The organism is Sphingomonas kaistensis (genome assembly GCF_011927725.1).
Lineage (GTDB): Bacteria > Pseudomonadota > Alphaproteobacteria > Sphingomonadales > Sphingomonadaceae > Sphingomicrobium > Sphingomicrobium kaistense.
Genome location: NZ_JAATJC010000001.1, coordinates 950,091 through 974,552 on the forward strand (window position 1 = coordinate 950,091; position 24,462 = coordinate 974,552).

Consider the following 24,462-nt stretch of genomic DNA (forward strand, 5'->3'; position numbering starts at 1 on the left):
GGCATGTCCCCCTTTGATGGCTTCGGCGGCGCTGCCCAGGACGGAATCCAATGTCTTCGCGCCCAATGGTGCGTTAACCATTGCCCGTGCCGGTTCGACCCAGCGTGAGCTCGATGCGATGGCCGACCCGATCGAGGTCGACCTGTCGGGGGTCGACCGGATCGACACCGTCGGCGCCTGGCTGATCCACCGTACCGTCCGCGACCGCCAGGCCAGCGTGACCGGTGCCAGCCCCGATGTCGCCAAGCTGCTCGAACAGGTCGCCGACGCCGACCGCCCGAGCGACGTCAAGCGCCCCAAGAAGGCCGGCGCCGTTAGCGAGCTTGGCGCGTGGACGCTCCAGTTCGGACGCACTTTTGCCGGACTGCTCGGCTTCTTCGGCGCAACGCTGATCGGGCTGTTCTCGGTCCTCACACACCCCAAGCGCTTCCGCTACAATGCGCTGGTCCAGCAATTCGACGTGGTCGGCGTCCGCGCGCTCGGAATCATCGGGTTGATGAGCTTCCTGATCGGGATCGTCATTGGCCAGCAGGGTGCGGTCCAGCTCCAGCAGTTCGGGGCCGAGGTCTATACGATCAACCTGATCGGCCGGATTACCGTGCGCGAGCTTGGGCCCCTGATGACCGCGATCATGGTCGCTGGCCGCTCGGGCTCGGCCTTCGCCGCGCAGATCGGGACCATGAAGATCACCGAGGAAGTCGACGCGATGCGGACCATCGGCGTGTCGCCGGTGGAAGCCCTGGTCGTGCCGCGCATCCTTGCCACCATCTTCGTCATGCCCCTGCTCGCCTTCTGGGCGATGCTGACCGCGATCATCGGCGGCGGCGTGTTCTGCTGGATCGGCCTGGAGATTCCGCCGCTGACCTACATCCAGCGCATCTCCGAAGTGGTGCCCGCGACCGATCTGTGGGCAGGCCTGATCAAGGCGCCGGTGTTCGGCTTCATCATCGCGCTTGCAGGCTGCTTCCAGGGGATGCTGGTCGCCAACGACAGCGAACAGGTCGGCCTCAAGACCACTGCCGCAGTGGTCCAGTCGATCTTCCTGGTGATCGTCCTCGACGCCGTGTTCGCGGTGTTCTTCAGCTCGGTCGGGTGGATCTGATGCGCGGTTCGCCGATCCTTCCCGACGACGAGGATCCGATCATCAGCGTCCGCGGGCTCGAGAACCGCTTCGGCGACCAGATCGTCCACCAGGACCTCGACCTCGACGTCCGGCGGGGCGAGATCATCGGCGTGGTCGGCGGCTCGGGCACCGGCAAGTCGGTGCTGATGCGCTCGATCATCGGCCTCCAGCGCCCGACCGCCGGTTCGGTCGAGGTGCTCGGCGAGAATATGGTCGATCGGCCCGAGGACGAGGCCAAGAACATCCGCCGCCGGTGGGGCATCCTGTTCCAGAACGGCGCGCTGTTCTCGACCCTCACCGTGGCCGAGAACGTGCAGGTCCCGATCCGCGAATATTTCCCGCGCATCAAGCAGCCGCTGCTGGACGAGATCGCCGGCTACAAGATCGTCATGTCCGGCCTGCCCGAAAACGCTGGGGCCAAGTTCCCGAGCGAGCTGTCGGGCGGCATGCGCAAGCGCGCGGGGCTGGCTCGGGCGTTGGCGCTCGACCCCGAACTGCTGTTCCTCGACGAGCCGACCGCAGGCCTCGACCCGATCGGCGCGCAGGCGTTCGACCAGTTGATCAAGGGCCTCCAGGAACGGCTCGACCTGACCGTCTTCCTAATCACCCACGACCTCGACAGCCTGTACGCCATCTGCGACCGGGTCGCGGTGCTGGCCGACGGCAAGGTGGTCGCGGTCGACACGATCAAGAACCTACTCACCCTCGATCACCCCTGGATCCAGGAATATTTCAACGGACCGCGCGGCCGCGCGGCAGCGGCATAGCGAGCAGCCATGGAAACCCGATCAAATCAGGTGCTGGTTGGCACCGTCGTCCTGGTCCTCCTGGTCGGCCTGCTGTTCTTCGCGGTGTGGATCGCCGGGTTGAACACCGAGAAGCGCAAGTGCTTCGACATCTATTTCAGCCAGGGCGTCGGAGGCCTCAACCGCGGCTCCAACGTCAGCTTCTCCGGCGTTCCGGTCGGCCAGATCACCCGCGTCTCCCTGCTTCCCGAACGCCCGGAATTCGTCTGGGTGCGGATCGAGGTCGAGGATTCGACCCCGGTGCTGCAGGGCACCACGGCGCAGATCAAGGGCGTCGGCTTCACCGGCGTCAGCGAGATCCAGCTCGACGGCGCGGTCAAGGGCGCCCGCCCGCTGACCCAGCTCGGCCCGCAGGGCTGCCCGGTGGTGCCAAGCTCGGCCGGCGGCCTCGGCGCGCTGCTTAATTCGGCGCCTGAACTGCTGGAGCGGATCCAGCGCCTGACCGAACGCCTCACCGAACTGCTCAGCGACCGCAACCAGAACGCGATCTCCGACATCCTCGAGAATGTCGACAAGACCACCCGCGTCCTCGCCGAGCGGTCGCCCGAGATGGCCGACACGCTGGCCGACGCCCGGATCGCCGCGCGCAACGCCGGAATCGCGGCCGACCGGGTCGCTAAGCTTGCCGAAAGCTCCGAGCAGATGATCTCGCAGGACGTCCGCCCGGCGACCCAGGACCTGCGCAAGTCGATGGAATCAATCCAGCAGACCACCGCCAACATCGATGCCTTGGTCAGCGATGCGCGGCCCGGCGTCCAGAACCTGACCAAGTCGACCCTGCCCGAGGTCAACCGCCTGGTCCGCGACCTGCGCGACCTCACGTCCAGCCTCGAAGGCGTGTCGAGCCGGCTCGACCAGGGCGGAGTCACCGGCATCCTTGGCGCGCCCAAGCTCCCCGATCACAACCCCGGAAAGTCCCGCTGATGCGCTTGCTCCCCCTTGCCGCGGCGCTTGCGCTGCCCCTGACGCTGTCGGCCTGCTTCGGCGGCAAGACCCCGTCGAGCCTGCTGACGCTGACCCCCGCCACGCCCAGCGCGACGTTCGAGCGCACCGCCGCCGCCAGCGAGGCGGTCAGCATCGAACTGCCGATCGCCAGCCGCGATATCCGCCAGGTGCGCGTGCCCGTGCTGGAGACGGCGGGGCAGGTCACCTACGTCAAGGACCTGCAATATATCGAAACCCCCGACCGCCTGTTTCAGCAATTGCTGAGCGAGACGGTGAAGCGGGTCACCGGCCGCGTGGTGATCGATCCGCGCCAGGCCGGGATCGACCCCGGCACCCGCGTGTCGGGCGTGCTCCAGCGGTTCGGCGTCGACAGCGCCACCGGCCAGGTGATCGTGACCTACGACGCCACCGCCACCCGCGGCGCGACGGTGCAAAGCCGCCGCTTCACCGCCACCGCGCCCGCCGACGGCACCGCCGCGAGCGTGGGTCCGGCGATCAACGTCGCCGCCAACGACGTTGCCAACCAGGTCGCGCGCTGGATCGGCGGCTGATCCCCGTCCCGGCGCCGGCCGGGACGACGATCCTTATCCCAGGCTCTTGCTGGCCAGCTCGAAGACGTCCTTGCTGAGCCCCGGCTCGGCCAGGATCCGCTGCAGCGCGCCGCGCATCCTTGCCGCGCGGCCTTCCTCGATCTTGCGCCAGCGGCCGAGCGGGGCGACGAACCGCGCCGCGGTCTGCGGATTGAGCTTGTCGGCGGCGACGATGACGTCGGCCAGCCAGTCGTAGCCGCGGCCGTCGGCGCGGTGGAACGCGCTTGGCGTCCCCGCGAAGCTGCCGGCAAGCGCGCGCAGGCGATTGGGATTGGCCATGGTGAAGGCGGGATGCGCCTGCAGCCGCTCGACCGCGTTCAGCGTCGCCTCGCCCGGAATCGAGGCCTGCACCGCGAACCACTTGTCGATGACCAGCGGATCATCCTCGAAGCGGGCATAAAAATCGTCCAGCGCCGCCGTCGCCGCGTCGGGACCAAGCATCGCAAGCACCATCAGCGCCGACTGCCGCTCGGTCATCGTGCGCGCTTCGTCATACTGACGCTGCGCCAGCTCCGCGCCGAATTGCGGGTCGCCGGCCGACAGCAAGGCCAATGTCGCGGCGCGCAGCCGGCGCAGGCCCTTGTCGGCGCCCGACAGGCTGGCCGGATCGGCCGCACTGGCCGCGGTGTAAGCGCGGGAGAGTTCGTCCCTCAGTCCGGTGCCAAGCGCCCGCCGCACTTCTTCGCGGACCTGGTGCACGCGCGCCGGGTCGGCCCGGTCGAGCTTGTCGATCAGCAGGCTTTCCGATGGCAGGGCGATCGCATCGGCCTTGAACGCGGGGTCGAGCGACTGGCTGCGCAGCGTCGCGCCGACCGCGGCGAGGATCGCATCGGTGGCGACCGGCCCGCCGGCGGTGATCGCCGCCAAGAGGTCGCGGGTCATCAGCTCCTGTCCGGCCTCGTACCGCGCGAAGCTGTCATTGTCGCCCGCCGCCAGCGCCTCGATCTCGCCTTGCCGGCGCTCCGCAGCGACGATCACCGGGGCTGAAAAGCCGCGATTGATCGACAGGAAGGCGGGCTCGTCCACGCCCTCGAACGTCTCGACCTGCTCGGCCCCGTTGAGCAACACAAGCCGCTCGGGCACGATCTCGCGCCCGCTCTCCGCGCCGATGAGCGCGACCTTGAGCGGGATCGCCATCGGCTGCTTGGCCGGCTGTCCGGGGGTCGCGGGGATGTCCTGCGCCAGGTGCAGGGCGGCGCCGGTCGCACCCTGCTCCAGCCGGGCGCGAACGGTCGGGGTTCCGGCCTGCGAATACCACAAGCGGAACTGCGACAGGTCGGCCCCGCTCGCTTCCTCCATGCAGGCCACGAAGTCCTCGCAGGTGACCGCCTGCCCGTCGTGCCGCTCGAAATAGAGGTCGGTGCCTTGGCGATAGGCTTCGGCGCCCAGGATCGTCCGCATCATGCGGATCACCTCGGCGCCCTTGTTGTACACCGTCGCGGTGTAGAAGTTGGCGATCTCCAGGTAGCTGTCGGGCCGGATCGGGTGGGCGAGGGGCCCTGCGTCCTCGGGGAACTGCGCCGCGCGCAAGGTCCGCACCTGGTCGATCCGCTGGACCGCCTCGCTCCCCATGTCCTCGCTGAACCCCTGGTCGCGGAACACCGTCAGCCCTTCCTTGAGGCTGAGCTGGAACCAGTCGCGGCAGGTGACGCGATTGCCCGACCAGTTGTGGAAATATTCGTGCGCGACCACTGCCGCTACCGCGTCGATGTCGCCGTCGCTGGCGGTTTCGGGGTCGGCCAGCACGTAGCGCGTATTGAAGATGTTGAGGCCCTTGTTCTCCATCGCCCCGAAATTGAAATCGCTGACCGCGACGATGTTGAACCGGTCGAGGTCATATTCGCGCCCGTAGGTGCGCTCGTCCCACGCCATGCTGTCCTTCAGCGCCTGCATCGCCAGCCTGGTCTTGGGCAGGTCGGCTTCGCGGACCCAGATGCCGAGATCGACCGCGCGCCCGCTCATCGTGGTGAAGCTGTCGCGGTTGCATTGCAGGTCGCCGGCGACGATCGCGAACAGGTAGCAGGGCTTGGGGAAGGGATCCTCCCACAGCTCGAAATGGCGCCCGTCGCCGCATTCGCCCTGTTCAAGGGGGTTGCCGTTCGCCAGCAGCACCGGGAAGCGGGTCCGGTCGGCCTCCAGCCGAACCCGGTAGCGGCTCAGCACGTCGGGCCGGTCGGGGAAGAAGGTGATCCGGCGGAAGCCCTCGGCCTCGCACTGGGTGCAGAGGATCCCGCCCGAAGCGTAGAGCCCCATCAGCTGGCTGTTCTTCTCCGGCGCGATGGCGACCTCGGTTTCGACCGTTGCGGCGTCCCCTTCGAGATCGACCACCAGCCGCCCGTCCTCGAACCGCGGCTCGCTTGGCTTCCCGTCGACCCGCAGCGAGAGAAGCTCCAGCTCCTCGCCGTCGAGGCGCAGCGGGCGGTCGTGCCCGCCGTTACGAGTGACGCTCAGCCGCGCCGTCACCACCGTTCGCGCCGGGTCCAGCGCAAACGCCAGCTCGACCTCCGGCACCAGCCAGTCGGGCGCCTGATAATCCTCGCGGCGGATGGCGGTCGGGGCGGCGGCGGGAGCGTCGAGCGACGCGCGTATATCGAGCATGGCCACGGACTTAGTCGCGGTGTTCGGAAGCGACAATCCTTGCGCTCGTCGGTCCGTCGAAGCGGTCTGGCGAACCGTCGCGGCCCCGCTAAGCTCGGCTCCACAGGGGGAAAACGAGCTTATGATCACGACGATGCTGGCCGCGAGCGCCGCAGACGCGTTCGATGTCGACGCGGCGACGCGCGCCTATCTCGCGATGGTGCAGGGGCCCGCCAGGCTTCGCTCCGACGCTTATTTCGAGGGCGGCTACTGGCTGATCCTGTGGGGGGCACTCATCAGCATCGCGGTGAACTGGGCGCTGCTGCATTTCGGCTGGTCGGCGCGGTGGAGCGCCTGGGCCGCCCGCCGCGTGCGCCGCCCCTCGCTTCGCACCATGCTTTACTGGCTGCCCTACACCTTCGCGACCGGCCTGATCCTGCTGCCGTGGACCATCTACACCGATTACTGGCGCGAGCATCAATATGCGATGTCGAACCTGACCTTCGGCGCGTGGAGCGGGGAGCAGCTGACCGACCTCCTCATCAACCTGGTGGTCGGCGCGCTCGCGATTGCCGCCATCTATGCCGTGATCCGCCGCGCCCCGCGCAGCTGGTGGCTGTGGGGCACCGCGGTCACCGTCGCCTTCCTGACCTTCGGCGCACTGCTTGCGCCGGTGTTCATCTCGCCCCTGTTCAACACCTACACGCCGATGGCCGAGAGCCCGCTGCGCGAGGAGATCCTGGCCATGGCGCGGGCCAACAACGTGCCTGCGGACAATGTCTACGTGTTCGATGCTTCCAAGCAGACCGACCGCATTTCGGCCAATGTCAGCGGCCTCGGACCGACCATTCGCATCAGCCTCAACGACAACCTGCTGGGCCGGACCGCACCCGAAGAGGTCAAGGCGGTGATGGGGCACGAACTTGGTCATTACGTCCTGAACCACGTGTGGAAGCTGATCGGCGGGTTCGGGCTGATCTTCCTGTTCGTGTTTCTGTTCGCCTGGGCCGCGGCGCCGCGCCTGCTTGCCCGCTACGGCCGCCGCTGGAGCGTGCGCGAGGTCGCCGATCCGGCCTCGCTGCCGCTGCTGGTCATCCTGTTCAGCGTCGGAATGTTCTTTGCGACCCCGCTCACCCACTCGATCATCCGCATCCACGAGGTGGAAGCCGACGCCTTCGGTCTCGACGCCGCGCGCGAGCCCGACGGCTTCGCCCATGTCGCGATGCGCTTGTCCGAATATCGCAAGCTTGAGCCCGGGCACCTGGAGGAGCTGATCTTCTTCGACCATCCGTCGGGCGCCAACCGGGCGCGGATGTCGATGGAATGGAAGGCCCGCCACCTTGCCGAGCTGCCGCCCGAAAAGCGCGTCCTCCAGCGACCCGCGCCGCTGCCGGTCAAGGACTAGTCGGCGAGCGGCACCGGCTCGGCCTCGCGGCGGCTGGTCAGCGCCCACACCATGCCGGCCATCGCCAGCACCGCTCCGGCGGCGGCCAGGGTGGTCCAGCGATAGCCTTCGAACACGGTCGACAGCGCCATCGCGATGATCGGCACGATCACGCTCGAATAGGCCGCGCGACCGGCGCCGATGGTGCGGATGATCGGCATGTACAGGCTGAACGCCAGCGCCGAGGCGAATAGCGCAAGATAGGCGAGTCCGAGCCAGTAGCCGGGCCGCGGGTCGAACACCGGCGGTCCGCTGACCGCCAGCGCGAACAGCGCGTCGAACGCCGCGCCGAAGATCATCCCCCAGGTCAGCATGGTCGGCAGCGGCACCGCCTTGGCCTTGTCGGTCGTCTGCAGCACGTTGGAGACGCTCGCCCCCATCACGCCAAGCAAGGTCAGCCCGATGCCCAGCAGCACTTCGTCCAACGGCGCGCGTGCGCTCTGCACCTCGTTCCAGAACAACAGCGCAATGCCGCCGATCGCAGGAATCGCGGACAGGATGAAGGCGCGGGTCGGCTTGTGCCCGGTCCACGCCCACGCCAGCAGGCTGTTGGGGATCAGGAGAAGCGCGAACACGCAGGCGACCAGCCCGCTCGTGATGTGATGCTCGGCCAGATAGACCGCATTGAAATTCACGCAGAATTGGCAAAAGCCGAACAGCGCCGCGACCTTCCATGCGTCCGGAGGGAGCTTCAGCGGACTTCCCTGCCAGCGGGTGTAGGCCGCCATCGCGGCCGCCGCGATGATGAAGCGATAGGTCACCGACCAATGCGCCGGGACGACGCCCAGCTGATCGCGAATGACGATCCAGGTCGATCCCCAGATCAGCGTGATGATGCAGAAGAAGACAAGGACGGTGCCCTTGCTGAGCGGTGCGCTCACAGCCCTTCGATCGCGCGGGCCAGAGTTTCGACGGCGGCCATGTCCTGGTTCCAGCTGGTCACCAGCCGCGCTTCGCCGACGCCCCAGTCGTAGAAATCGAAGCCCTGCGCCCGGAGTGCCGCCGCTTCCGCCGCGCTGACCTTGAGGAACACTTCATTGGCTTCGACCGGATAGACCAGCCGCTGGCCCGCCGCTTCGGCCAGCCGCCGCGCCGCGGCGTTGGCGGCCCGGGCATTGGCCAGCCAGACGTCGTCTTCGACCATCGCGAGCAGCTGCGCGGCGAGGTAACGGCCCTTGCTCAGCAGGTGCCCCGACCGCTTGCGGAGGCGCCTGATGCCGTCGGCGAGGCCAGGATCGAACAGCACCAGCGCCTCGGCCGACAGCCCGCCATTCTTGACGAAGCCAAAGCTCAGCGCATCGACGCCCGCGCGCCAGGTCAGGTCGGCGACGCTGGCCCCGGTCGATGCCACCGCATTGCCGAACCGCGCCCCGTCGAGATGGAAGCCAAGTCCGTGGCTCTTGGCCCAGGCCCCCAGCGCGGCCGTCTCCGCCGCCGAATAGGTCAGGCCATATTCGGTCGCATTGGTGATCGACAGGGCATCGGCCTGGACCTGGTGGACGTCGGGCCGGATCCGGCTGCGCGCGTCTTCCAGAGCATCCACCGTCAGCTTGGCGCCCGGCCCGTCGACCAGCAGCAGCTTGGCCCCGCCGGTGAAGAATTCGGGCGCCCCGGCCTCGTCGACCTGGATGTGCGCTTCGCGGTGGCACAGCACGCCGCCAAATGGCGGGACCAGCCCGGCCAGCGCCAGGCAGTTGGCGGCGGTGCCGGTGGTCACCCACAAGACGGCGACCTCGCGCTCGAACAGCGCCGAAAAGGTCGCGTCCAGCCGGTTGCTCCAGGCATCGCCGTCATAAGCGGTGTCGAGCCGGTCGGCCTCGGCCATGGCCTTGAACACGGCCGGATGAACCGCCGCGGCATTGTCGGAGAAGAAGCGCATGAGTTTGCCCTTAGCCACCCGCGGGCCGCGCTCCAATGGCCTTGGCCCCGAGCACGAAAAAGGCGGCGCCGGACCCCTGACCGGCGCCGCCTTCCATCAGGCCAGCAGGCCTATCGCCTTAGAAGCGATAGCCGAGGCCGAGCTGGAGGATCGGGTAGACCTTGAAGTTGTCGATATCTTCTTCGATCTCGCGCCGCTCGTTGGCGAGCTGGGTCTGGAATGCCGCGTTGGTGGAGATCGGGCCGGTCGCGGTCAGGCTGCGGACCTTGGGCTTGCCCTGGAACATGGCGCCCGCGTCGATGCCGAAATAGACGCCACTGCCGACACCGCCGCCGTAGCCCAGCGTCAGGGTCGGGGCGACCTTCCTGGCCCGCACTTCACCGCTCAGCGTGCCGATCTGCGCGCCGGTGTAGGTGACATCGCCGACTTCGACGCTGGTGGTCGCCGCCGGGGTGGCAGTCAGTTCGACCCGGTTCTTGCCGGCGCGGACGCCGCCCGAGAGACGGAACCCGCCGCCGCCCGGATAGAAATCGAGGCTGCCGCCGAACGAGCGAAGCTTGAGGTCGCCATCATATTCGATGCCGTCCGAATCGACCCCGCGGCTGAGGCTGAAGAGGGTGGCGCTGCCGCGAACACCGAAGTTGGTCGACCGCCAGCCGATTTCCGGCCCGATGCCAAGCGTGCCGCCGGTCACTCCGACGCTGGCCGCACTCGACCTGGTCTGGGCCAGCGCAGGCGACGCAACAAAGGCAACGGCGCAGGCCGCTACGAGAACATGACGCATAAAAATTCTTCCCCCCGGGAAAGCATCACGGCCTTACTGGCCGCAATTGCTTACCTATGTTGCTGATCTAAATTGATCAAGCCTCGGTTTTTCGCGTTTCCGCCTGGCCCCGGGCGGGGGTCCCGTGGGTCGGTTCTGAGAGGGGGAAGAATGGTGCTGCCGGTGAGGATTGAACTCACGACCTCAGCCTTACCAAGGATGCGCTCTACCACTGAGCTACGGCAGCACTGTCCGGAGACGGGCGGGCCTATGGCGGTGCCGCCCATGAGGTGTCAAGGAAAAGGAATGGCAAACAAGGATAAAGACGCAAGACTCGCCGCCGCGTTGCGCGAGAACCTCAGAAAGCGGAAGGCCGCCGGCGCCCCGGCGAAGCCCGATTTCGATGCACCGGCGCCAAGCGACGAAGGCCGAGGGGACCGGCCGGACTGACCGCCGTTACGGCTTGCCGGGCCAGCGCCGGGAAGATCGGGCTCTTGGCAACGAGGGACGCGAGCGGCCTCGTCTCCCACGCCGTCTCAGCCCGCCGGATTATGCTTGTGGAGGAAGGCCTCGAGCCGACCCAGGTAATCGGCCAGGTCGCCTTCTCCCTCCAGGTCGTGGCCCGACTTGGCGTAGAAGACAGAAGTGACTTCGGCGCGCCCGCCCTGCAGCGCCTGAACGATCGCCCGGCCCTGACGCACCGGGACCACCTCGTCCTTTTCGCCATGGCCGATCAGGACCGGCACCTTGAGCCGCGCCGCTTGCTGCAACGGTGACACGGTGGCGAGATCGACTTTTTGCTCACCGGCCACCTTGGTCCGCCATTCGCGGAAATAGCGGGTCGCGGTGAAGCTTTTGCGGTTGGCCTTGAGCTGCGCGTCGAGGTCGGTGACCCCGGCCAGGCTGGCGGCGCAGCGATAGCGCTCCGGGTTGCGGATCGCGCCCCACAGCGCGGCATAGCCACCATAGGAGGCCCCGACGATGCACACCCGCTTGGGATCGGCGACGCCCGTCTTGATCAGGTGATCGAGCCCGTCGTCGAGGTCGTCCTGCATCGCCCGGCCCCATTGGCCATAGCCCTTCTCGACGAAGCTCTTGCCGTAGCCGGTCGAGCCCCGAAACTGCGGCTGGAAGACCGCATAGCCGCGGCTCGCTATAAACTGGACAAAGGTGTCATATTCCCAGCTGTCGCGGATGAACGGCCCGCCGTGGGGCATCACGATGGTGGGAAGCAGCTTTCCCGGCTTGCCCTTGGGCAGGGTCAGATAGGCCGGAATGCCGAGGCCGTCGCGGGCCGCGTAGCGCAGGTGGGTCGTCGCGGACAATTGCGCGGGATCGATCCGCGCAAGGGGCGCATAGACCGGGTTCATCTTCCGCGTCGTCTGGTCGAGCAGGAAATAGGCTCCAGGATCGGAAGCACTGCTGGAGAAGATCAGCAGCTTCGCCTTGTCGCGCGAGCGGGAGACGATCTCGTTGACCGTGGTGGGCAAGGCCCTGTCGATCCTGGCTTGGGTCTGCTTGAGGTCGGGATCGAGCCACACGAAACGCTTGCGGTCATTCTCATACTCGATTCCGGAGATGTCGCCCGACCAGCGGTCGCCCCAGACGCCGGTGACGTCGACCTCGGGATCCTCGAAGATCGCCTCGCCAATGCTGCCGGACGTGAAGTCGTAGCGGTACACGCCGAAGCGGCCGGTCCGCTCGTTGGTGATGATGGTGCCGGTCCCCGCCCGGCCGAAGGTGAAGCGGTCGACGCTGGAATCAGAATTCTTGTCGAACTTGCCCTTGATGGTCCGCAGAGGTTCACCCGCCTTGTCGCGATAGAACAGCTTCCACGCCCGGTTGTCATAGGCGAAGCCGGCGCGGACGACGCCGTCGCTGTCGGCATACCAGTCCCAGACATCGGGACGCGGCTTCTCCACCAGGGTCGCCTTGCCGGTGGCGAGGTCCACCCGCTTCACGGCAGGCGTGTCGAAGATGGTGTCCTGGCTCGCCACCAGGGCGGTCTGGCCGTCCGGATCGGTGTACAGGACGTCGCCGCCAAGCACGCCCTGGTTGGCGGGGTCGGCGACCCGGCTTTGCCCGGTGTCGATGTCGACCACGATCAACCGGGTGAACGGATAGACCTGGTCGAACAGCTTCTCATATTTGCGGACTCGAAGCAGCAGGCGGTTCGCACCGGCCCAGCTGATCGAGGTGACGTCGGACTTGCCGAGCGGAAGGGCGCGCGGCGGCTTGCTCGGGTTGGTCGCGTCGAAGATCAGGATGCGGCTGGTGTCCCCCTGCCACGACCGGGCGGCGAGCAGCTTGCCGTCCGCGGAAAGCCGGGCGCCGGTGGCAACGGGCGGTTCGGCGAAATCGGCGATCGAGGGGCGTGACGCGGGCTGTGCAGCCAGGCCCTCACTGGCAAGGAGCAGGCCGAGAACGGTCGCCTGCAGGACGCTACGCATGACATGATCCCCCTGTACTCGGCGGCAGACTGCAACGCGCCGCCGGGAAAGGAAAGCCCTTCCAGATCAATCCGATGTGGCCCTTCGGAGTTAAGGAACGACGAAGATCAGACGCACCGCCGCCGGGGTCCGCCAAGAGGCGGAAAGCGGCCGCCTCGGGCTGGGCACCTGCGCATGAAGCGGGGATCGTTCACAAGGGAAGCGGCCAGGATCGGAGCCAATTCACCCAACCGCACTCTCCTTTGCGTGACGGTGCCCGGTTGACCACGTCCGCAACGGGGGTGCGCCCCACTCATTGCGCAATGGCCTGGCCGGCCTATGGTCGCGAGGGTGAGAACATCGCTCCTTCTGCTCCCGCTGATCCTTGCCGGATGCACACACGTGTCGACCCCGGCCACGCCGCAGGACAGCTTCTTCGCGCAACTCAGCGAGATGTGCGGCAAGGCTTTCGAGGGGCGGATCGTCAGTCCCGCGGTCAGCGCGGACGCCAGCTTCGCGGGCAAGAAGCTCGTCATGCACGTCAGGGAGTGTTCAAGCGAGACGCTCCGCATTCCGTTTCATGTCGGAGAGGACCGATCGCGAACCTGGGTGATGACCCGCATCGCCAACGGGCTCCGGCTCAAGCATGATCACCGACACGAGGATGGAAGCCCGTCCGAGCAGACCCAGTACGGCGGCGACACGGTGGATCCTGGATCGTCCAACCGCCAGCAGTTCCCGGCAGATGCCTTCTCTAAGGAGATGTTCGTCCGCGGGAATATCCCGCAGTCGGCGACGAACGTCTGGGCGATGGAGGTCTGGCAGAAAAGGCTTTTCGCCTACGAATTGCGACGCCCCGGCCGCCATTTTCGGGTCGAGTTCGACCTTGCGCGCCCCATCCCAACACCGCCGCCGCCTTGGGGAGCGGGCCGCCCCCGTTGATTGAGCAACAAGCTGTGTGGGAATGTCTGCAATGGGTGGAAAGCAGACATTTCGTCAGTTTTGGATGAGGCGAACGAGCGTTCCGTCTAGATCGACCATGTAGGCGATGGTTTTACCGCTATCTTCTTCGGTTGGCGGATGAAGGCGAGGCCACCCCCAACACTGCTCTGGCAATCCAGCAGCTTTGCAGATTTCGTAGAGTTCTTGCATGTCATCTAGACGCAGGCAGCAGCTAAAGTTGCCCGTTGCAGGGTCCAGATCCGGATGAGGAAAGAACTCCAGCGTCGAGCCGCCGCGCTTCAGGATCATCCACCCGTCGTCACGCCAGCCCTCGTCGAAACCTAGCTTCCGATAGAACTGCGATGTCGCTTCGAAGTCCCGGCTCGGCAGGTTCGGCGTCGCGTGATCCATCTAGCGGTCTCCCTGAGTAGCATAACGCCCGCTCCTCCTTGATCGCAATGGGGGCGACTGTCGACGTTGCTCAAGCCTACCCTGACATCTAGAGCAGCGGCATGAAGTTCTCGGAAACAACTTTCGCTGCGATTGCGGCGGCAACCGGCCTTGGAGCTACAACCGCAGGCGCGGCATGCTGCGTGCTTCCGTTGATGCTCGCCGGTGTCGGCGTCGGCGCGGGCGCCTTGACGCCGATGGTGCCATTCCATTGGCCACTGTCGGTCATCGCTCTTGTTGCGGTCGCGACTGGATGGTTTCTTTATCTGCGCCGCCGTCGGGCATGTGCCGTGGGCGTTGATTGCGCGCCTCCATCGAAAACGACGTTTCTGCTTTTGATAGTGGCCTCGCTTCTCGTGGTCATTGCAGCGGCGTGGCCGTTCATTGAAGCGCCGCTCACGAAAGTAGTTGGCACATGACTCTTCTAGCATCGACACTCACCTGCCCTGAATGTGGGGGAGCTTCCACCGACGAGATGCCCACCGACGCTTGTCAGTTTTTCTACGATTGCAAGCATTGCAGCGCCGTCCTTCGCCCACTCAAGGGCGATTGCTGCGTTTACTGCTCATACGGTGACGTTCCATGCCCGCCCATACAGGAAGCACGGGAGACCGGGGTTGCAGGCTGCTGCTCACCTTCCTGATGTCCGCTTCGGGTCGTAAGCAGACACTCGCGACCGCCCCTTGGCCACCATTCAAAGCGGTGCGCATTGCTCCTCGAGCCACGCGCGCTCCTCGGCGCCCAGCCCCGGCCCGATCCGTCGCACCACTTCCGCGTGATAGTCGTTCAACCACTGGACTTCGCGGTCGCTGAGCAGCGCGCGATCGATCAGGCGGCGGTCGATCGGGGCGAAGGTCAGCGTTTCGAAGCCGAGCAGTTCCTTGTCGGCGCCCGCCACCTCGACCGGCACCACCAGCACCAGATTCTCGATCCGGATGCCGTATTCGCCTTCCTTGTAATAGCCGGGCTCGTTGGACAGGATCATGCCCGCCTGCAGCGGTTCGTCGCCGCCGGCATAGGCACCGCCGACCGGCGCGATCCGCTGCGGGCCTTCGTGGACCGACAGGAAGCTGCCGACGCCGTGGCCGGTGCCATGCGCGTAATCGAGGCCCGCTTCCCACAACGGCCGCCGGGCGAAGCTGTCGAGCTGGCCGCCCCGCGTGCCCTTCGGGAACACCGCCGAGTCGATCGCGATATGGCCCTGCAGCACGCGGGTGAAGCGGTCGCGCATTTCCGGCGTCGGCTCGCCCACCGCGACGGTGCGGGTGATGTCGGTGGTGCCGTCCTCATACTGCCCGCCCGAATCGATCAGGTAGAGCGAGCCCGGCGCGAACGGGACGTTGCTCTTCTCGGTCGAATGATAGTGCGGGCTGGCGGCGTTGGCGCCGAACGCCGAGATGCTGTCGAACGACAGGTCCTTGAGCGTCGGATCCTCGCGGCGGATTTCCTCCAGCCGGGCCGAGGCCTTGAGTTCGTCGAGCTCACCCTGGTGCGCGTCGACCCATTTCAGGAACTTCACCATCACCGCGCCGTCGCGGGTCTGGGCGGCGCGGTGGCCGGCGACCTCGGTTTCGTTCTTGGTCGCGCGGGGCAGGACGGTCGGATCGCGCAGGGCGATGATGGTGGCGCCGGCCTTTTCCAGCGCTTCGCCGATCGCTGCCACCGACCGCTCGGGATCGACCGCCACGGTCTTGCCGCCAAGCTCGCCCAGCTTCGCCTCGAACTCCGCCCGCTCGTGCAGCCGGACCCCGTTGCCGAGGTGCTGGCGAAGCTCGGCGGTGACCTTCTCGCCCTCGACGAACAGGTCTGCGGTGCCGTCGCCGTGGACCAGCGCGAAGGCGAGGCCGACCGGCGTGCGCGACACGTCGGACCCGCGCAGGTTGAAGGTCCAGGCGATCGAATCGAGCGCGGCCAGCACCGCTGCGTCGGCGCCCTGTTCGCCCAGCCAGTCGGCCACCGCCTGGCGCTTGTCGGCGCTCGACCGCCCCGCCAGCCGCTCGGGATGCACGACCAGCGCCGCCTTGCTGCGTTCGGGCCGGTCGCTCCACACCGCGTCAATCGGATTGGTCGTCACCGCCACCAGCTCGGCACCCTTGGCCGCCAGCGCCTCGCGGGTGCGGGCGACCCAGTCCCGGCGGTGCAGCCACGGGTCGTAGCCGATCCGCGCGCCTGCCGGGGCATGAGCCTTGAGCCAGTCGGTCACATTGCTTTCGGGCACCGATTCGAACGACCAGTCCGCCCCGTCGACCTGCTGGCGCACCTGCAAGGTGTAGCGTCCGTCGGTGAAGGTCGCCGCCTTGTCGGCGAGCACCGCAGCCGATCCGGCCGACCCCTCGAACCCGGTCAGCCAGGCCAAACGGTGCGCATAGCTGCCGACATATTCGCTCATATGCTCGTCGGTCAGCGGCACGACGAACCCGTCGAGGCCCTGGGCGGCGAGCTGCTGGCGGAGGGCGGCGAGGCGGTCTGAATGGTTGCTCATGCCCGCCCCTCTAGCGCGGGCCGAGGGGTGGACGAAAGCTCCTCCCTTGCGCCATCGCTGCAGCCCCCCAAATCCCCTCCTCCTGCTTTTTCCCGAAAGACCCGATGCCCGATCCCCAGCCCCCTCGCGCCGAGCAGCGCCCGACCACCTTCGAACGCCACGGAATCACCGTCATCGACGATTATGCCTGGCTGCGCGACGCGGGCTATCCGACGGTCGAGGACAAGGCGGTGCTCGGCTATCTCGAGGCCGAAAATGCCTTCTTCGAAGCGTGGAAGAAGCCGCACGAGCAGCTGATCGAGACCCTGTTCGAGGAGATGAAAGGCCGCCAGAAGGAGGACGACCGCTCGGTTCCGGTCAAGGACCGCGACTATCTCTACTGGTGGGCATTCGAGCCCGGCGCCCAATATCGCCAATGGTTTCGCAAGCCCGTGTCCGGCGGCCCCGACCAGCTGATCTACGACGAGGTTAAGGAAGCCGAGGGCAAGGAATATTTCCGTCTCGGCGCGCTTGAGGTCAGCCCCGACGGGCGCCTTGCCGCGGTGCTTGCGGACGACAGCGGATCCGAACGCTTCACCCTGCGCATCCGCGACCTTGCCACCGGCGCGGACCTCGAAACCGTGACCGAGGTCGGCATCGGCGCCCCGGTGTGGAGCGCGGACGGCAGCGCGGTGCTGTTCACCGAGGTCAACGACCAGTGGCGCAGCTTCCGCGCGCGCTACCACCGCCTGGGCGACGACATCGCCAACGACCGCACCCTGTACGAGGAAACCGAGGACAAGGGCTTCTCGGTCGGCCTGTCCAAGAGCCAGGACGAAAGCCTGATCTTCCTCTCGGCCGGCGATAACCGCACCACCGAAATCCGCTTCGTCCCCGCCGCCGATCCGCTGGCCGAACAGATCCTCATCAGCCCGCGCCGCGAGAACCGCCTCTACGAAGCCGACGCCGCGCATGGCAAGCTGTGGATCCTCACCAATGACGAGCATATCAATTTCCGCATCGTCTCCGCCGACCCCGCCGCGCCGGGCGAGTGGCACGAGGTCGTTGCCGGCTCCGACAACGTCTACCTGCGCGGGGCGACCGCCTTCCGCGACCACCTCGTCGTCACCAGCCGCCTCGACGGCCTCGACCAGCTGACCCTGCGCGATTACGCCACCGGCGAGACCACCCGCATCCCCTTTGCCGAGGCGAGCTACACCGCCGGCCTTGCCAGCAATCCCGAATTTGCCCCCGCCGCCTATCGCCTGGTCTACAGTTCGATGGTCACTCCGGGCACTGTGTTCGACTACCACCCGGCCAGCGGCACGCTTGAAACCCTCAAGGTGACCGAGATCCCGTCGGGCTACGACCCCTCGCACTATGTCACCGAGCGGCTGATGGTACCCGCCCGCGACGGCAAGCAGGTCCCGGTCAGCGTCGTCTACAAGAAAGGCTACCGGAAGGACGGCAGCCAGCCGCTCTTTCTCTACGCCTATGGCGCCTACGGCTATGCCATCCCGCCCAGCTTCTCCTCGACCCGCCTCAGCCTGCTCGACCGCGGTTTCGCCTACGCCATCGCCCACATCCGCGGCGGCGATGACCTAGGGTATGGCTGGTACCTCGACGGCACCGCCACCAACCGCTGGAACACCTTTCACGATTTCGTCGACGCCGCGAAGGGCCTCACTGCCGCCGGCTTCGCGCGCCCCGGCCGCATCGCGATCCAGGGCGGCTCGGCGGGTGGCAAGCTGATGGGGGTGGTGGCCAACACCGACCCCGGCCTGTGGGGCGCGGTGATCGCAGACGTGCCGTTCGTCGACGTCGTCAACACCATGATCGACGACAGCCTTCCGCTGACCCCGGGCGAATGGCCGGTGTGGGGCAATCCGATCACCGACCCGGACGCCTTCAAGCTGCTGCTGAGCTACTCGCCCTACGACAACGTCAAGGCGCAGGCCTATCCGCCGATGCTGGTCACCGCCGGGCTCAACGATCCGCGCGTCACCTATTGGGAGCCCGCCAAGTGGGTCGCCCGCCTGCGCAGCGCGAAGACCGACGACAATCTGCTCCTGCTCAAGACCAACATGGGTGCCGGCCACGGCGGCAAGTCGGGCCGCTGGGATTCCTTGCGCGAAACCGCCGAGGACCAGGCCTTCGTCCTCACCCAGATGGGCGTCGCCGAATGATCCTGGCCGCGGCGGCGGCGCTTGCAGCCGCCGCTTCCTCCGACGCTCCGGCGGACGTCAGCGTGACCCGCCGCGGCGATGGCGGGTTCGAGGCGATCTACACCCTTCCGCGCGCCGCGCCGGCCTGGGGCTTCTTCCGCTCCTCGCTCGCCGCCGAGGATCGCCAGCCGTGGCGCCCGCGCAGCTGGACGGTGCTGACGCCGGGCGTGCGGCTCGAACGGCGCGGTGCCTATGATGCGCTGGTGGCGACGGACGGCGGTCCGGTCCCGCGCACCGTGCGGGTCCGGGTCGCGCCCTACACCAGCGAATTGCTCAGCGACTATGTCCCTGCGCTCCGCCTTGGCGAGGATGGGATCGCCCTGTTCGACGGCCAGTTCTCGCTCTTCTCGGTCGCGACGCCCGCCGCGCTGGCCCGGCTCGGCCCCGATCCCGAGGCGGGCCCGATCATCGATACCAGCACCCGCGTCCGCTTCCGCGGCGGCGGCGCGTCGCAGCTCAGGCTGGCGGGCGACACCGCCGGCTACCGGCGAGGCAACAGCGCCGGCACCTACGGCCTGTTCGGCGTGCCCGGCGCGGTCGAGCAGGGCGGCATGGCCACCGTGGTCGATCCGCAGATGCCGGCCTGGCTGGCCGCCGACATCCGCACGTTCACCCCGCGCCTGCTCGACCATTATCGCAAGCTGCTCGGCTCCCCCGGTGACCTCCGCCCGACCGTGCTTGCAAGCTGGGCCGGGGCCGACAAGCAGGGGGCAAGCCTCAACGGCGGGGTGCTCAAGGGGCTGGTCCTGATGCGCATCTCGGGCGCCGCCGCGACCCGGCCGTCGCCGCCGCTGCGCACGCTCGCCCATCGCTACATCGCGCACGAAAGCGCGCATTTCTGGCTCGGCCAGATGGTCACCTACGACAAGGCGGCCGACAATTGGATCGTGGAAGGCGGCGCGGACCTGCTGGCGATCCGCGCGCTCGGCGCCACCGAGCCTGGCTACGACATGCGCGCAGCCCTGCAGAAATCGCTTACCGATTGCCTCGCCGCCTCGAAGCTGGGTGGCCTTTCTTCCGCGGCGCAGCGGCAGGACTTCCAGGTCAAATATGATTGCGGCGCCATTCTCTCGCTGGTCGCCGAAAAGGTGGCGGGCGGCGATTTTCCCGCCTTCGTCCGCCGCTTGATTGCCGCCAACGCAGGCGACGGCGCCGTCTCAACGGAGGAATGGCTCGCTTTGCTCGAAAGCCATGCCGCGGGCCGCAACCTGGCCACGCGCATCCGCCCGTTGCTCAACCAGGCCCAGCCCACCGCGCGCGGCTGGACGGAATTGCTGACCGCCGCCGGCATCCGCTATCGACTGCGGCCAGACCAGACGCCGGAGCTCCTGTGACCAACCCCAGCTTCACCCTCACGCTGACCGCCGAGCCCGAGCACATCGACGAGCTAGGCCACGTCAACAATGCGGTGTGGGTGCAGTGGATCCAGACCGTCGCCACCAGCCATTGGTATGCCACCGCGCCCGAACAATATCGCGACGCCTACATCTGGGTCGTGATCCGGCACGAGATCGACTACCTCCGTCCGGCGCTGGTCGGTGACACCGTGACCGGCCGGACCTGGGTCGACGAGGCCCCGCGCGGCGCCCGCTTCGACCGCTTCATGGAATTCACTTCAGCTGAGGGAAAGGTGCTGGTGAAAGCCCGCACGACCTGGGCGATGCTCGACAAGGCCACCGGCCGCCCGCAGCGCATCACGACCGAGATCGTGGCGCCTTTCCTCGCGCCGGCGTAGGAGGGGCAGATGCCAAGGATCGTCCTTCACGACTATTTCCGCTCCTCCGCCAGCTATCGGGTCCGGATCGCGCTCAACCTCAAGGGCCTCGCCTACGATCAGCATCCCGTCAGCCTGGTTGCGGGCGAACAGCAGTCGCCCGAATATAAGGCACTCAACCCGCAGGGCTTCGTGCCGATGGTCGAGATCGACGGGGAGCGCGTCACGCAAAGCCTCGCCATCTTCGATCGCCTCGATGCGCTGGTCGAAGAGCCGCCGTTCGTGCCGTCGGACCCGCCCGGCCGGGCTCATGTCCTCGCGCTGGCGCTGACGGTCGCCTGCGACATCCATCCGCTCAACAACCTGCGCGTGCTGCGTTACCTCAAGACCGAGCTTGGCCAGCCGCAGGAAGCCGTCGACGCCTGGTACCGCCACTGGGTCGTCGAAGGTCTGGCCGCGCTGGAAGCGCTCGCCGCTCCGCAGGCCGGCACCTTCCTCTATGGCGACCAGCTCAGCATGGCCGACATCTGCCTCGTGCCGCAGCTCTACAACGGGCGCCGCTTCGACGTGCCGATGGACGCCTATCCGACCCTGCTTCGCGCCGAGGCCGCGACCCTTGCGCTTGCCCCGGTCGAAGCCGCCCATCCCGATCGCCAGGAGACTGCCCAGTGAACCGCGTCGACAATGTCACCGCCGGCATGGACCAGCTTCGCGCCCTGCAGGACGTCGCCATCCCCAGCCTGGAGGGCAAGGTCAGCGAGGAAGAGTGGAAGCTACGTGTCGACCTCGCCGCCGCCTACCGGCTGATCGCGCATTACGGCTGGGACGATCTCATCTTCACCCACATGAGCGTCCGGGTGCCGGGGCCGGAGCATCATTTCCTCCTCAACCCCTACAATCTGATGTTCGAGGAAGTGACCGCCTCGTCGCTGGTCAAGGTCGACATGGCTGGCAATCCGGTCGATCCCACCCCGTTCATCACCAACCCGGCCGGCTTCACCATCCACTCGGCGGTGCACATGAGCCGCGAGGACGCCAACGCCGTCATCCACCTCCACACGCCCCACGGCCAGGCGGTTGCGGCGCACTCCGATGGCCTCCTTCCGCTGACCCAGACCGCGATGCTGGTCCGCGGCGACCTCGCCTTCCACGACTATGAAGGCGTCGCCACCGATCATGACGAGCGTGAGCGGATCGTCGCCGACCTTGGCACCAGGAACGCCATGCTGCTGCGCAACCACGGCACGCTGAGCGTCGGCACCACCGTCGGAGAGGCATTCATCCGTATCTACTTCCTCGAGCGCGCCTGCCAAGCCCAGATCATGGCGCTGAGCGCCGGCGAGGCGATCAATCATCCGCCCCAGGGCACGCCCGAGATCGCCGCCGAACAAGGCGCCCAGGGCCTCAAGCTCGCCGCGCAATTCCTCGCCTGGCCGGCCCTCCTTCGGAAAGCCTATCGTCTCGACCCCCACTTCGCGACTTGAGCCGCCGCCCCCACCCTGTTAGGGCGCCCGCGCTGCCGCTTTAGCTCAGTTGGTAGAGCACCTCATTCGTAATGAGGGGGTCACAGGTTCGAGTCCTGTAAGCGGCACCACTTCCGGTCTTTACCGGTTTGTAATCAGCACATACAGTCATCCCCAATAGCAGTGTTGCGGCAGCTTGCCGCTGTGCTTGAAGAGGGGGACAGAATCATGGCTTTCGGGATCGGTAGGGCGCGCTGCAGGCTCGCGGCTGAGGTGGCTCTTGGCGCGATCGCGGTGCTCGGATGCGCCGGCACTGCGGCTGCTCAGGATGCGGCTGCTCCAGCAGCGCCGACGGAAGTCCAGCCGGCTGACGACGGGATCGAGGAAGTGGTGGTCACCGCCCGCCGCCGCGACGAGAACCTCCAGGACACCCCGATCGCCATCTCCGCCTTCAGCGCCCAGGTGCTCGAGGACCGCCAGGTGCTCCAGACCCAGGACCTCGAGCGGATCACGCCCAGCCTCCAGTTCAAGCCCGCCGGCCAGCTGTCGGGCAATTCGGCTTCATCCGTGGTCTTCATTCGCGGCGTCGGCCAGGTCGATCCCACCGCGGCGGTGGATCCGGGGGTCGGGATCTATCTCGACGAGGTCTATCTCGGCCGTGCGGTCGGCGGCGCGATCGACTTTGGCGACATTGCCGGCGTCGAAGTCCTGCGCGGGCCGCAAGGCACCCTGTTCGGCCGCAACACCATCGGCGGCGCGATCCTGGTCCGCACCCGCGAGCCCGAAGTCGGCTCATTCAGCGGTCGCGGACGCCTGCGCCTCGGCGGCGACGATCTCGCCGAGGGCTTCCTTGCGCTCAACCTGCCGATAGCGAGCACCATGGCCGCCCGCGTCGCCGGCGGCTTCCGCAAGCGCGACGGCTATGTGATCCGCGCCTTCGACGGCAAGGACCTCGGCAACGAGAATGGCTATTCGCTCAACGGCGCCTTTAAGTGGGAGCCGTCGGCCGCGTTCAAGACCTTCCTGCGTGCCGATTATTCCAAGCGGGAGGAGAATGGCGCCCCGTTCGTGTTCGCCGGCATCAACGAGCAGGCGCCGGTCGCGGCCATCGCCAGCGTCGCCGCAGGCTGCCCGGGCGCGACCATCCCGTTCGCCCCCATCGCGCCGGGCAACCCGCGCTTCGGTGCGCCCAACGTGCCGCTGATCAACGACGTGCGCTGCGCCAACGACTTCCAGGCCCGCGGCGACTTCGTGAACGGCGGCAACGCGCCGGTGATGAGCATGTCGGAAGTGTGGGGCGTCGCCAACACCGCTACGCTGCGCCTGTCCGACGCGCTGCTGGCCAAGTCGATCACCGCCTATCGCAAGACCGATTCGCGCGGGGTGCGCGACGCCGACAACACGCCGCTGACCCTGATCACCACCGACGTCGGTTCCGAATCGAAGCAGTTCAGCCAGGAAGTCCAGCTACAGGCGGACTTCGGTACGGTGTCGGGCATCGTCGGCGGCTATTATTTCCGCGAAACGACGGACGAGCGCGCGACGGTGTTCCTTGCCTTCCCGCCCTCGCCGCCGGTGATCACCTCGCTGCTGGCCGGAGGCCCGGGAAGCCGCGACCTCCAGGTGTCGCGCCTCCGGACCAATTCGCTCGCGGCGTTCGGCGAGCTGACCTGGGCGCCGATCGAGCGGCTCGAGGTGACCGGCGGCCTGCGCTACACCACCGATCGCAAATTCTACCAGGGCACGGTGCTCAACCTGTTCCCGGCGACCCAGCCCGATCCCAACCCGCTGCCGACGCTGGCGACCACGCAGGGCGGACCACTTTTCATTTTCAACACGCCCAACCGCCGCAAGTTCTCGGCGCTGACCGGTTCGGCCAGCGTGCAATACCGCTGGAGCGACGCGCTCAGCACCTATCTGTCCTATGCGCGCAGCTTCAAGTCGGGCGGCTTCAACACCCGCTACAATGCCGCCACGCCCAACAACCTGCCGGTGCCGTTCGCCGATGAAAAGGTGACGAGTTATGAGGCGGGGGTGAAGACCAATATCGGTCGCTTGCGGTTCAACGTCGCGGCGTTCAGCGCCAATTACGACGACATCCAGCTGATCTTCCGCCAGGGCGTGGTGCCGCTGCTGTTCAACGCCGGCAAGGCGCGGATCCGCGGGCTGGAGGCGGAGGCCAACTACCGCACCAGCTTCGGCCTCTCCTTCGATGCCGGGCTCAGCCTGCTCGACGACAAGATCAAGAGCATCACCCCGATCCCGGGCGCGACCGCCACCGTCACCCCCAACGACGACCTGCCGTTCACGCCCGATGTCCAGGCCAATTTCGGCGTCGCCTATCGCTTCAACCTGCCCAACGGCATGTCGCTGACCCCGCGCTTCGACGGCAGCTACACGTCCAAGCTGACCTTCATCACCGGCAGCATCCCGCTGATCGAGGAGAATGGCTATTTCGTCGGCAACGGCTCGCTGGCGCTGAAGCTCAAGGGCGGGATGGAACTGAGCGCGGGCGTCACCAACATTTTCGACGAGCGCTACCTCATCCAGGGCAATGCCTCGCTTGCGACGCTGGGCTATGCCGAGCGCATCTTCGCCCGCCCGCGCAGCTGGTTCGTCCAGCTTTCGAGCTCGTTCTGAGGCCGGCTCAC

General features: G+C 67.2%; 22 protein-coding genes and 2 tRNA genes. 16 read left to right on the plus strand and 8 right to left on the minus strand.

Annotation, left to right across the window (positions count from 1 at the left end; genetic code table 11):
* Positions 1 to 16 precede the first annotated feature (16 nt).
* From GGQ97_RS04700 to GGQ97_RS04715, 4 genes are read left to right on the plus strand one after another with little or no spacing between them, the layout of a single operon-like run.
* The gene (locus tag GGQ97_RS04700) at positions 17 to 1,102 is read left to right on the plus strand and encodes an ABC transporter permease (protein ID WP_168067867.1); all 1,086 of its coding nucleotides are present in this window, start codon (positions 17 to 19) and stop codon (positions 1,100 to 1,102) included.
* The gene (locus tag GGQ97_RS04705; RefSeq protein ID WP_168067868.1) at positions 1,102 to 1,890 is read left to right on the plus strand and encodes an ABC transporter ATP-binding protein; all 789 of its coding nucleotides are present in this window, start codon (positions 1,102 to 1,104) and stop codon (positions 1,888 to 1,890) included. The genes GGQ97_RS04700 and GGQ97_RS04705 overlap by 1 nt, the downstream gene beginning before the upstream one ends.
* A gap of 9 nt (positions 1,891 to 1,899) precedes the next feature.
* Positions 1,900 to 2,853 (plus strand): MlaD family protein, encoded by a 954-nt coding sequence (locus GGQ97_RS04710; protein ID WP_168067869.1) that lies wholly within the window; start codon positions 1,900 to 1,902, stop codon positions 2,851 to 2,853.
* Positions 2,853 to 3,425 (plus strand): ABC-type transport auxiliary lipoprotein family protein, encoded by a 573-nt coding sequence (locus GGQ97_RS04715; protein ID WP_168067870.1) that lies wholly within the window; start codon positions 2,853 to 2,855, stop codon positions 3,423 to 3,425. The genes GGQ97_RS04710 and GGQ97_RS04715 overlap by 1 nt, the downstream gene beginning before the upstream one ends.
* A gap of 33 nt (positions 3,426 to 3,458) precedes the next feature.
* Here GGQ97_RS04715 and pepN read toward each other — a convergent pair whose 3' ends face one another.
* On the minus strand, positions 3,459 to 6,062 hold the full coding sequence (pepN, locus tag GGQ97_RS04720; RefSeq protein WP_168067871.1) for an aminopeptidase N: 2,604 nt from the start codon (positions 6,060 to 6,062) through the stop codon (positions 3,459 to 3,461).
* Positions 6,063 to 6,183: 121 nt separating this feature from the next.
* Here pepN and GGQ97_RS04725 point away from each other — a divergent pair, with 121 nt between their 5' ends.
* Positions 6,184 to 7,446: a M48 family metallopeptidase gene (locus GGQ97_RS04725; RefSeq protein ID WP_245197887.1), complete on the plus strand. Its 1,263-nt coding sequence runs from the start codon at positions 6,184 to 6,186 to the stop codon at positions 7,444 to 7,446.
* On the opposite strand, the gene GGQ97_RS04730 is transcribed toward GGQ97_RS04725, so the two are convergent.
* The 4 genes from GGQ97_RS04730 to GGQ97_RS04745 all read right to left on the minus strand — a co-directional run bounded on the left by GGQ97_RS04730 (position 7,443) and on the right by GGQ97_RS04745 (position 10,374).
* Positions 7,443 to 8,366 carry an EamA family transporter gene (locus GGQ97_RS04730; RefSeq protein ID WP_168067872.1) on the minus strand — a complete coding sequence of 308 codons (924 nt, stop codon included), beginning with the start codon at positions 8,364 to 8,366 and terminating at the stop codon, positions 7,443 to 7,445. The genes GGQ97_RS04725 and GGQ97_RS04730 overlap by 4 nt on opposite strands.
* The gene (locus GGQ97_RS04735; protein WP_168067873.1) at positions 8,363 to 9,364 is read right to left on the minus strand and encodes a threonine aldolase family protein; all 1,002 of its coding nucleotides are present in this window, start codon (positions 9,362 to 9,364) and stop codon (positions 8,363 to 8,365) included. The genes GGQ97_RS04730 and GGQ97_RS04735 overlap by 4 nt, the downstream gene beginning before the upstream one ends.
* Positions 9,365 to 9,482: 118 nt before the next feature.
* The gene (locus GGQ97_RS04740) at positions 9,483 to 10,148 is read right to left on the minus strand and encodes a hypothetical protein (RefSeq protein WP_168067874.1); all 666 of its coding nucleotides are present in this window, start codon (positions 10,146 to 10,148) and stop codon (positions 9,483 to 9,485) included.
* A 151-nt stretch (positions 10,149 to 10,299) separates the two neighbouring features.
* Positions 10,300 to 10,374, minus strand: a tRNA-Thr gene (locus GGQ97_RS04745).
* A gap of 59 nt (positions 10,375 to 10,433) precedes the next feature.
* Here GGQ97_RS04745 and GGQ97_RS04750 point away from each other — a divergent pair.
* On the plus strand, positions 10,434 to 10,577 hold the full coding sequence (locus GGQ97_RS04750) for a hypothetical protein (protein WP_168067051.1): 144 nt from the start codon (positions 10,434 to 10,436) through the stop codon (positions 10,575 to 10,577).
* Between the two features lie 86 nt (positions 10,578 to 10,663).
* Here GGQ97_RS04750 and GGQ97_RS04755 read toward each other — a convergent pair whose 3' ends face one another.
* Positions 10,664 to 12,577, minus strand: coding sequence for an alpha/beta hydrolase family protein (locus tag GGQ97_RS04755; protein WP_168067875.1), 1,914 nt, complete (start codon positions 12,575 to 12,577; stop codon positions 10,664 to 10,666).
* A gap of 381 nt (positions 12,578 to 12,958) precedes the next feature.
* On the opposite strand from GGQ97_RS04755, the gene GGQ97_RS04760 reads away from it, so the two are divergent.
* Complete coding sequence (locus GGQ97_RS04760; protein ID WP_342448450.1) at positions 12,959 to 13,498, plus strand: hypothetical protein; 540 nt, start codon at positions 12,959 to 12,961, stop codon at positions 13,496 to 13,498.
* A gap of 54 nt (positions 13,499 to 13,552) precedes the next feature.
* Here GGQ97_RS04760 and GGQ97_RS04765 read toward each other — a convergent pair whose 3' ends face one another.
* Entirely contained in the window at positions 13,553 to 13,909 is a 357-nt protein-coding gene (locus GGQ97_RS04765; protein ID WP_168067877.1) for a bleomycin resistance protein, read from the minus strand.
* 101 nt (positions 13,910 to 14,010) lie between these two features.
* On the opposite strand from GGQ97_RS04765, the gene GGQ97_RS04770 reads away from it, so the two are divergent.
* Together GGQ97_RS04770 and GGQ97_RS14510 are read left to right on the plus strand one after the other, a co-directional pair.
* Positions 14,011 to 14,367, plus strand: coding sequence for a hypothetical protein (locus tag GGQ97_RS04770; RefSeq protein ID WP_168067878.1), 357 nt, complete (start codon positions 14,011 to 14,013; stop codon positions 14,365 to 14,367).
* Complete coding sequence (locus GGQ97_RS14510; RefSeq protein ID WP_168067879.1) at positions 14,364 to 14,591, plus strand: GDCCVxC domain-containing (seleno)protein; 228 nt, start codon at positions 14,364 to 14,366, stop codon at positions 14,589 to 14,591. The genes GGQ97_RS04770 and GGQ97_RS14510 overlap by 4 nt, the downstream gene beginning before the upstream one ends.
* Before the next feature lie 51 nt (positions 14,592 to 14,642).
* Here GGQ97_RS14510 and GGQ97_RS04780 read toward each other — a convergent pair whose 3' ends face one another.
* Complete coding sequence (locus tag GGQ97_RS04780) at positions 14,643 to 16,430, minus strand: aminopeptidase P family protein (protein WP_168067880.1); 1,788 nt, start codon at positions 16,428 to 16,430, stop codon at positions 14,643 to 14,645.
* A 104-nt stretch (positions 16,431 to 16,534) separates the two neighbouring features.
* Here GGQ97_RS04780 and GGQ97_RS04785 point away from each other — a divergent pair, with 104 nt between their 5' ends.
* The 7 genes from GGQ97_RS04785 to GGQ97_RS04810 all read left to right on the plus strand — a co-directional run bounded on the left by GGQ97_RS04785 (position 16,535) and on the right by GGQ97_RS04810 (position 24,451).
* Positions 16,535 to 18,595 (plus strand): S9 family peptidase, encoded by a 2,061-nt coding sequence (locus GGQ97_RS04785; protein WP_168067881.1) that lies wholly within the window; start codon positions 16,535 to 16,537, stop codon positions 18,593 to 18,595.
* Complete coding sequence (locus GGQ97_RS14290) at positions 18,592 to 19,968, plus strand: M1 family aminopeptidase (RefSeq protein WP_245197888.1); 1,377 nt, start codon at positions 18,592 to 18,594, stop codon at positions 19,966 to 19,968. The genes GGQ97_RS04785 and GGQ97_RS14290 overlap by 4 nt, the downstream gene beginning before the upstream one ends.
* Entirely contained in the window at positions 19,965 to 20,369 is a 405-nt protein-coding gene (locus GGQ97_RS04790; RefSeq protein WP_342448451.1) for an acyl-CoA thioesterase, read from the plus strand. The genes GGQ97_RS14290 and GGQ97_RS04790 overlap by 4 nt, the downstream gene beginning before the upstream one ends.
* A 9-nt stretch (positions 20,370 to 20,378) precedes the next feature.
* Positions 20,379 to 21,020, plus strand: a complete 642-nt coding sequence (maiA, locus tag GGQ97_RS04795; RefSeq protein WP_168067883.1) for a maleylacetoacetate isomerase — start codon at positions 20,379 to 20,381, stop codon at positions 21,018 to 21,020.
* Positions 21,021 to 21,046: 26 nt separating this feature from the next.
* On the plus strand, positions 21,047 to 21,832 hold the full coding sequence (locus GGQ97_RS04800; protein WP_168070734.1) for a class II aldolase/adducin family protein: 786 nt from the start codon (positions 21,047 to 21,049) through the stop codon (positions 21,830 to 21,832).
* 34 nt (positions 21,833 to 21,866) lie between these two features.
* Positions 21,867 to 21,942: transfer RNA gene (locus tag GGQ97_RS04805), tRNA-Thr, on the plus strand.
* Positions 21,943 to 22,084: 142 nt separating this feature from the next.
* Positions 22,085 to 24,451, plus strand: coding sequence for a TonB-dependent receptor (locus tag GGQ97_RS04810; protein WP_342448452.1), 2,367 nt, complete (start codon positions 22,085 to 22,087; stop codon positions 24,449 to 24,451).
* Positions 24,452 to 24,462 lie beyond the last annotated feature (11 nt).

Coding starts and splice junctions, on each gene's coding strand:
- GGQ97_RS04705 (WP_168067868.1), top strand. CDS start 1,102: ATGCGCGGTTCGCCGATCCTTCCCGACGACGAGGATCCGATCATCAGC.
- GGQ97_RS04715 (WP_168067870.1), top strand. CDS start 2,853: ATGCGCTTGCTCCCCCTTGCCGCGGCGCTTGCGCTGCCCCTGACGCTG.
- GGQ97_RS04700 (WP_168067867.1), top strand. CDS start 17: ATGGCTTCGGCGGCGCTGCCCAGGACGGAATCCAATGTCTTCGCGCCC.
- GGQ97_RS04740 (WP_168067874.1), bottom strand. CDS start 10,148: ATGCGTCATGTTCTCGTAGCGGCCTGCGCCGTTGCCTTTGTTGCGTCG.
- GGQ97_RS14290 (WP_245197888.1), top strand. CDS start 18,592: ATGATCCTGGCCGCGGCGGCGGCGCTTGCAGCCGCCGCTTCCTCCGAC.
- GGQ97_RS04750 (WP_168067051.1), top strand. CDS start 10,434: ATGGCAAACAAGGATAAAGACGCAAGACTCGCCGCCGCGTTGCGCGAG.
- GGQ97_RS04765 (WP_168067877.1), bottom strand. CDS start 13,909: ATGGATCACGCGACGCCGAACCTGCCGAGCCGGGACTTCGAAGCGACA.
- GGQ97_RS04710 (WP_168067869.1), top strand. CDS start 1,900: ATGGAAACCCGATCAAATCAGGTGCTGGTTGGCACCGTCGTCCTGGTC.
- GGQ97_RS04735 (WP_168067873.1), bottom strand. CDS start 9,364: ATGCGCTTCTTCTCCGACAATGCCGCGGCGGTTCATCCGGCCGTGTTC.
- maiA (WP_168067883.1), top strand. CDS start 20,379: ATGCCAAGGATCGTCCTTCACGACTATTTCCGCTCCTCCGCCAGCTAT.
- GGQ97_RS04785 (WP_168067881.1), top strand. CDS start 16,535: ATGCCCGATCCCCAGCCCCCTCGCGCCGAGCAGCGCCCGACCACCTTC.
- GGQ97_RS04725 (WP_245197887.1), top strand. CDS start 6,184: ATGATCACGACGATGCTGGCCGCGAGCGCCGCAGACGCGTTCGATGTC.
- GGQ97_RS04755 (WP_168067875.1), bottom strand. CDS start 12,577: ATGCGTAGCGTCCTGCAGGCGACCGTTCTCGGCCTGCTCCTTGCCAGT.
- GGQ97_RS04800 (WP_168070734.1), top strand. CDS start 21,047: ATGGACCAGCTTCGCGCCCTGCAGGACGTCGCCATCCCCAGCCTGGAG.
- pepN (WP_168067871.1), bottom strand. CDS start 6,062: ATGCTCGATATACGCGCGTCGCTCGACGCTCCCGCCGCCGCCCCGACC.
- GGQ97_RS04770 (WP_168067878.1), top strand. CDS start 14,011: ATGAAGTTCTCGGAAACAACTTTCGCTGCGATTGCGGCGGCAACCGGC.
- GGQ97_RS14510 (WP_168067879.1), top strand. CDS start 14,364: ATGACTCTTCTAGCATCGACACTCACCTGCCCTGAATGTGGGGGAGCT.
- GGQ97_RS04780 (WP_168067880.1), bottom strand. CDS start 16,430: ATGAGCAACCATTCAGACCGCCTCGCCGCCCTCCGCCAGCAGCTCGCC.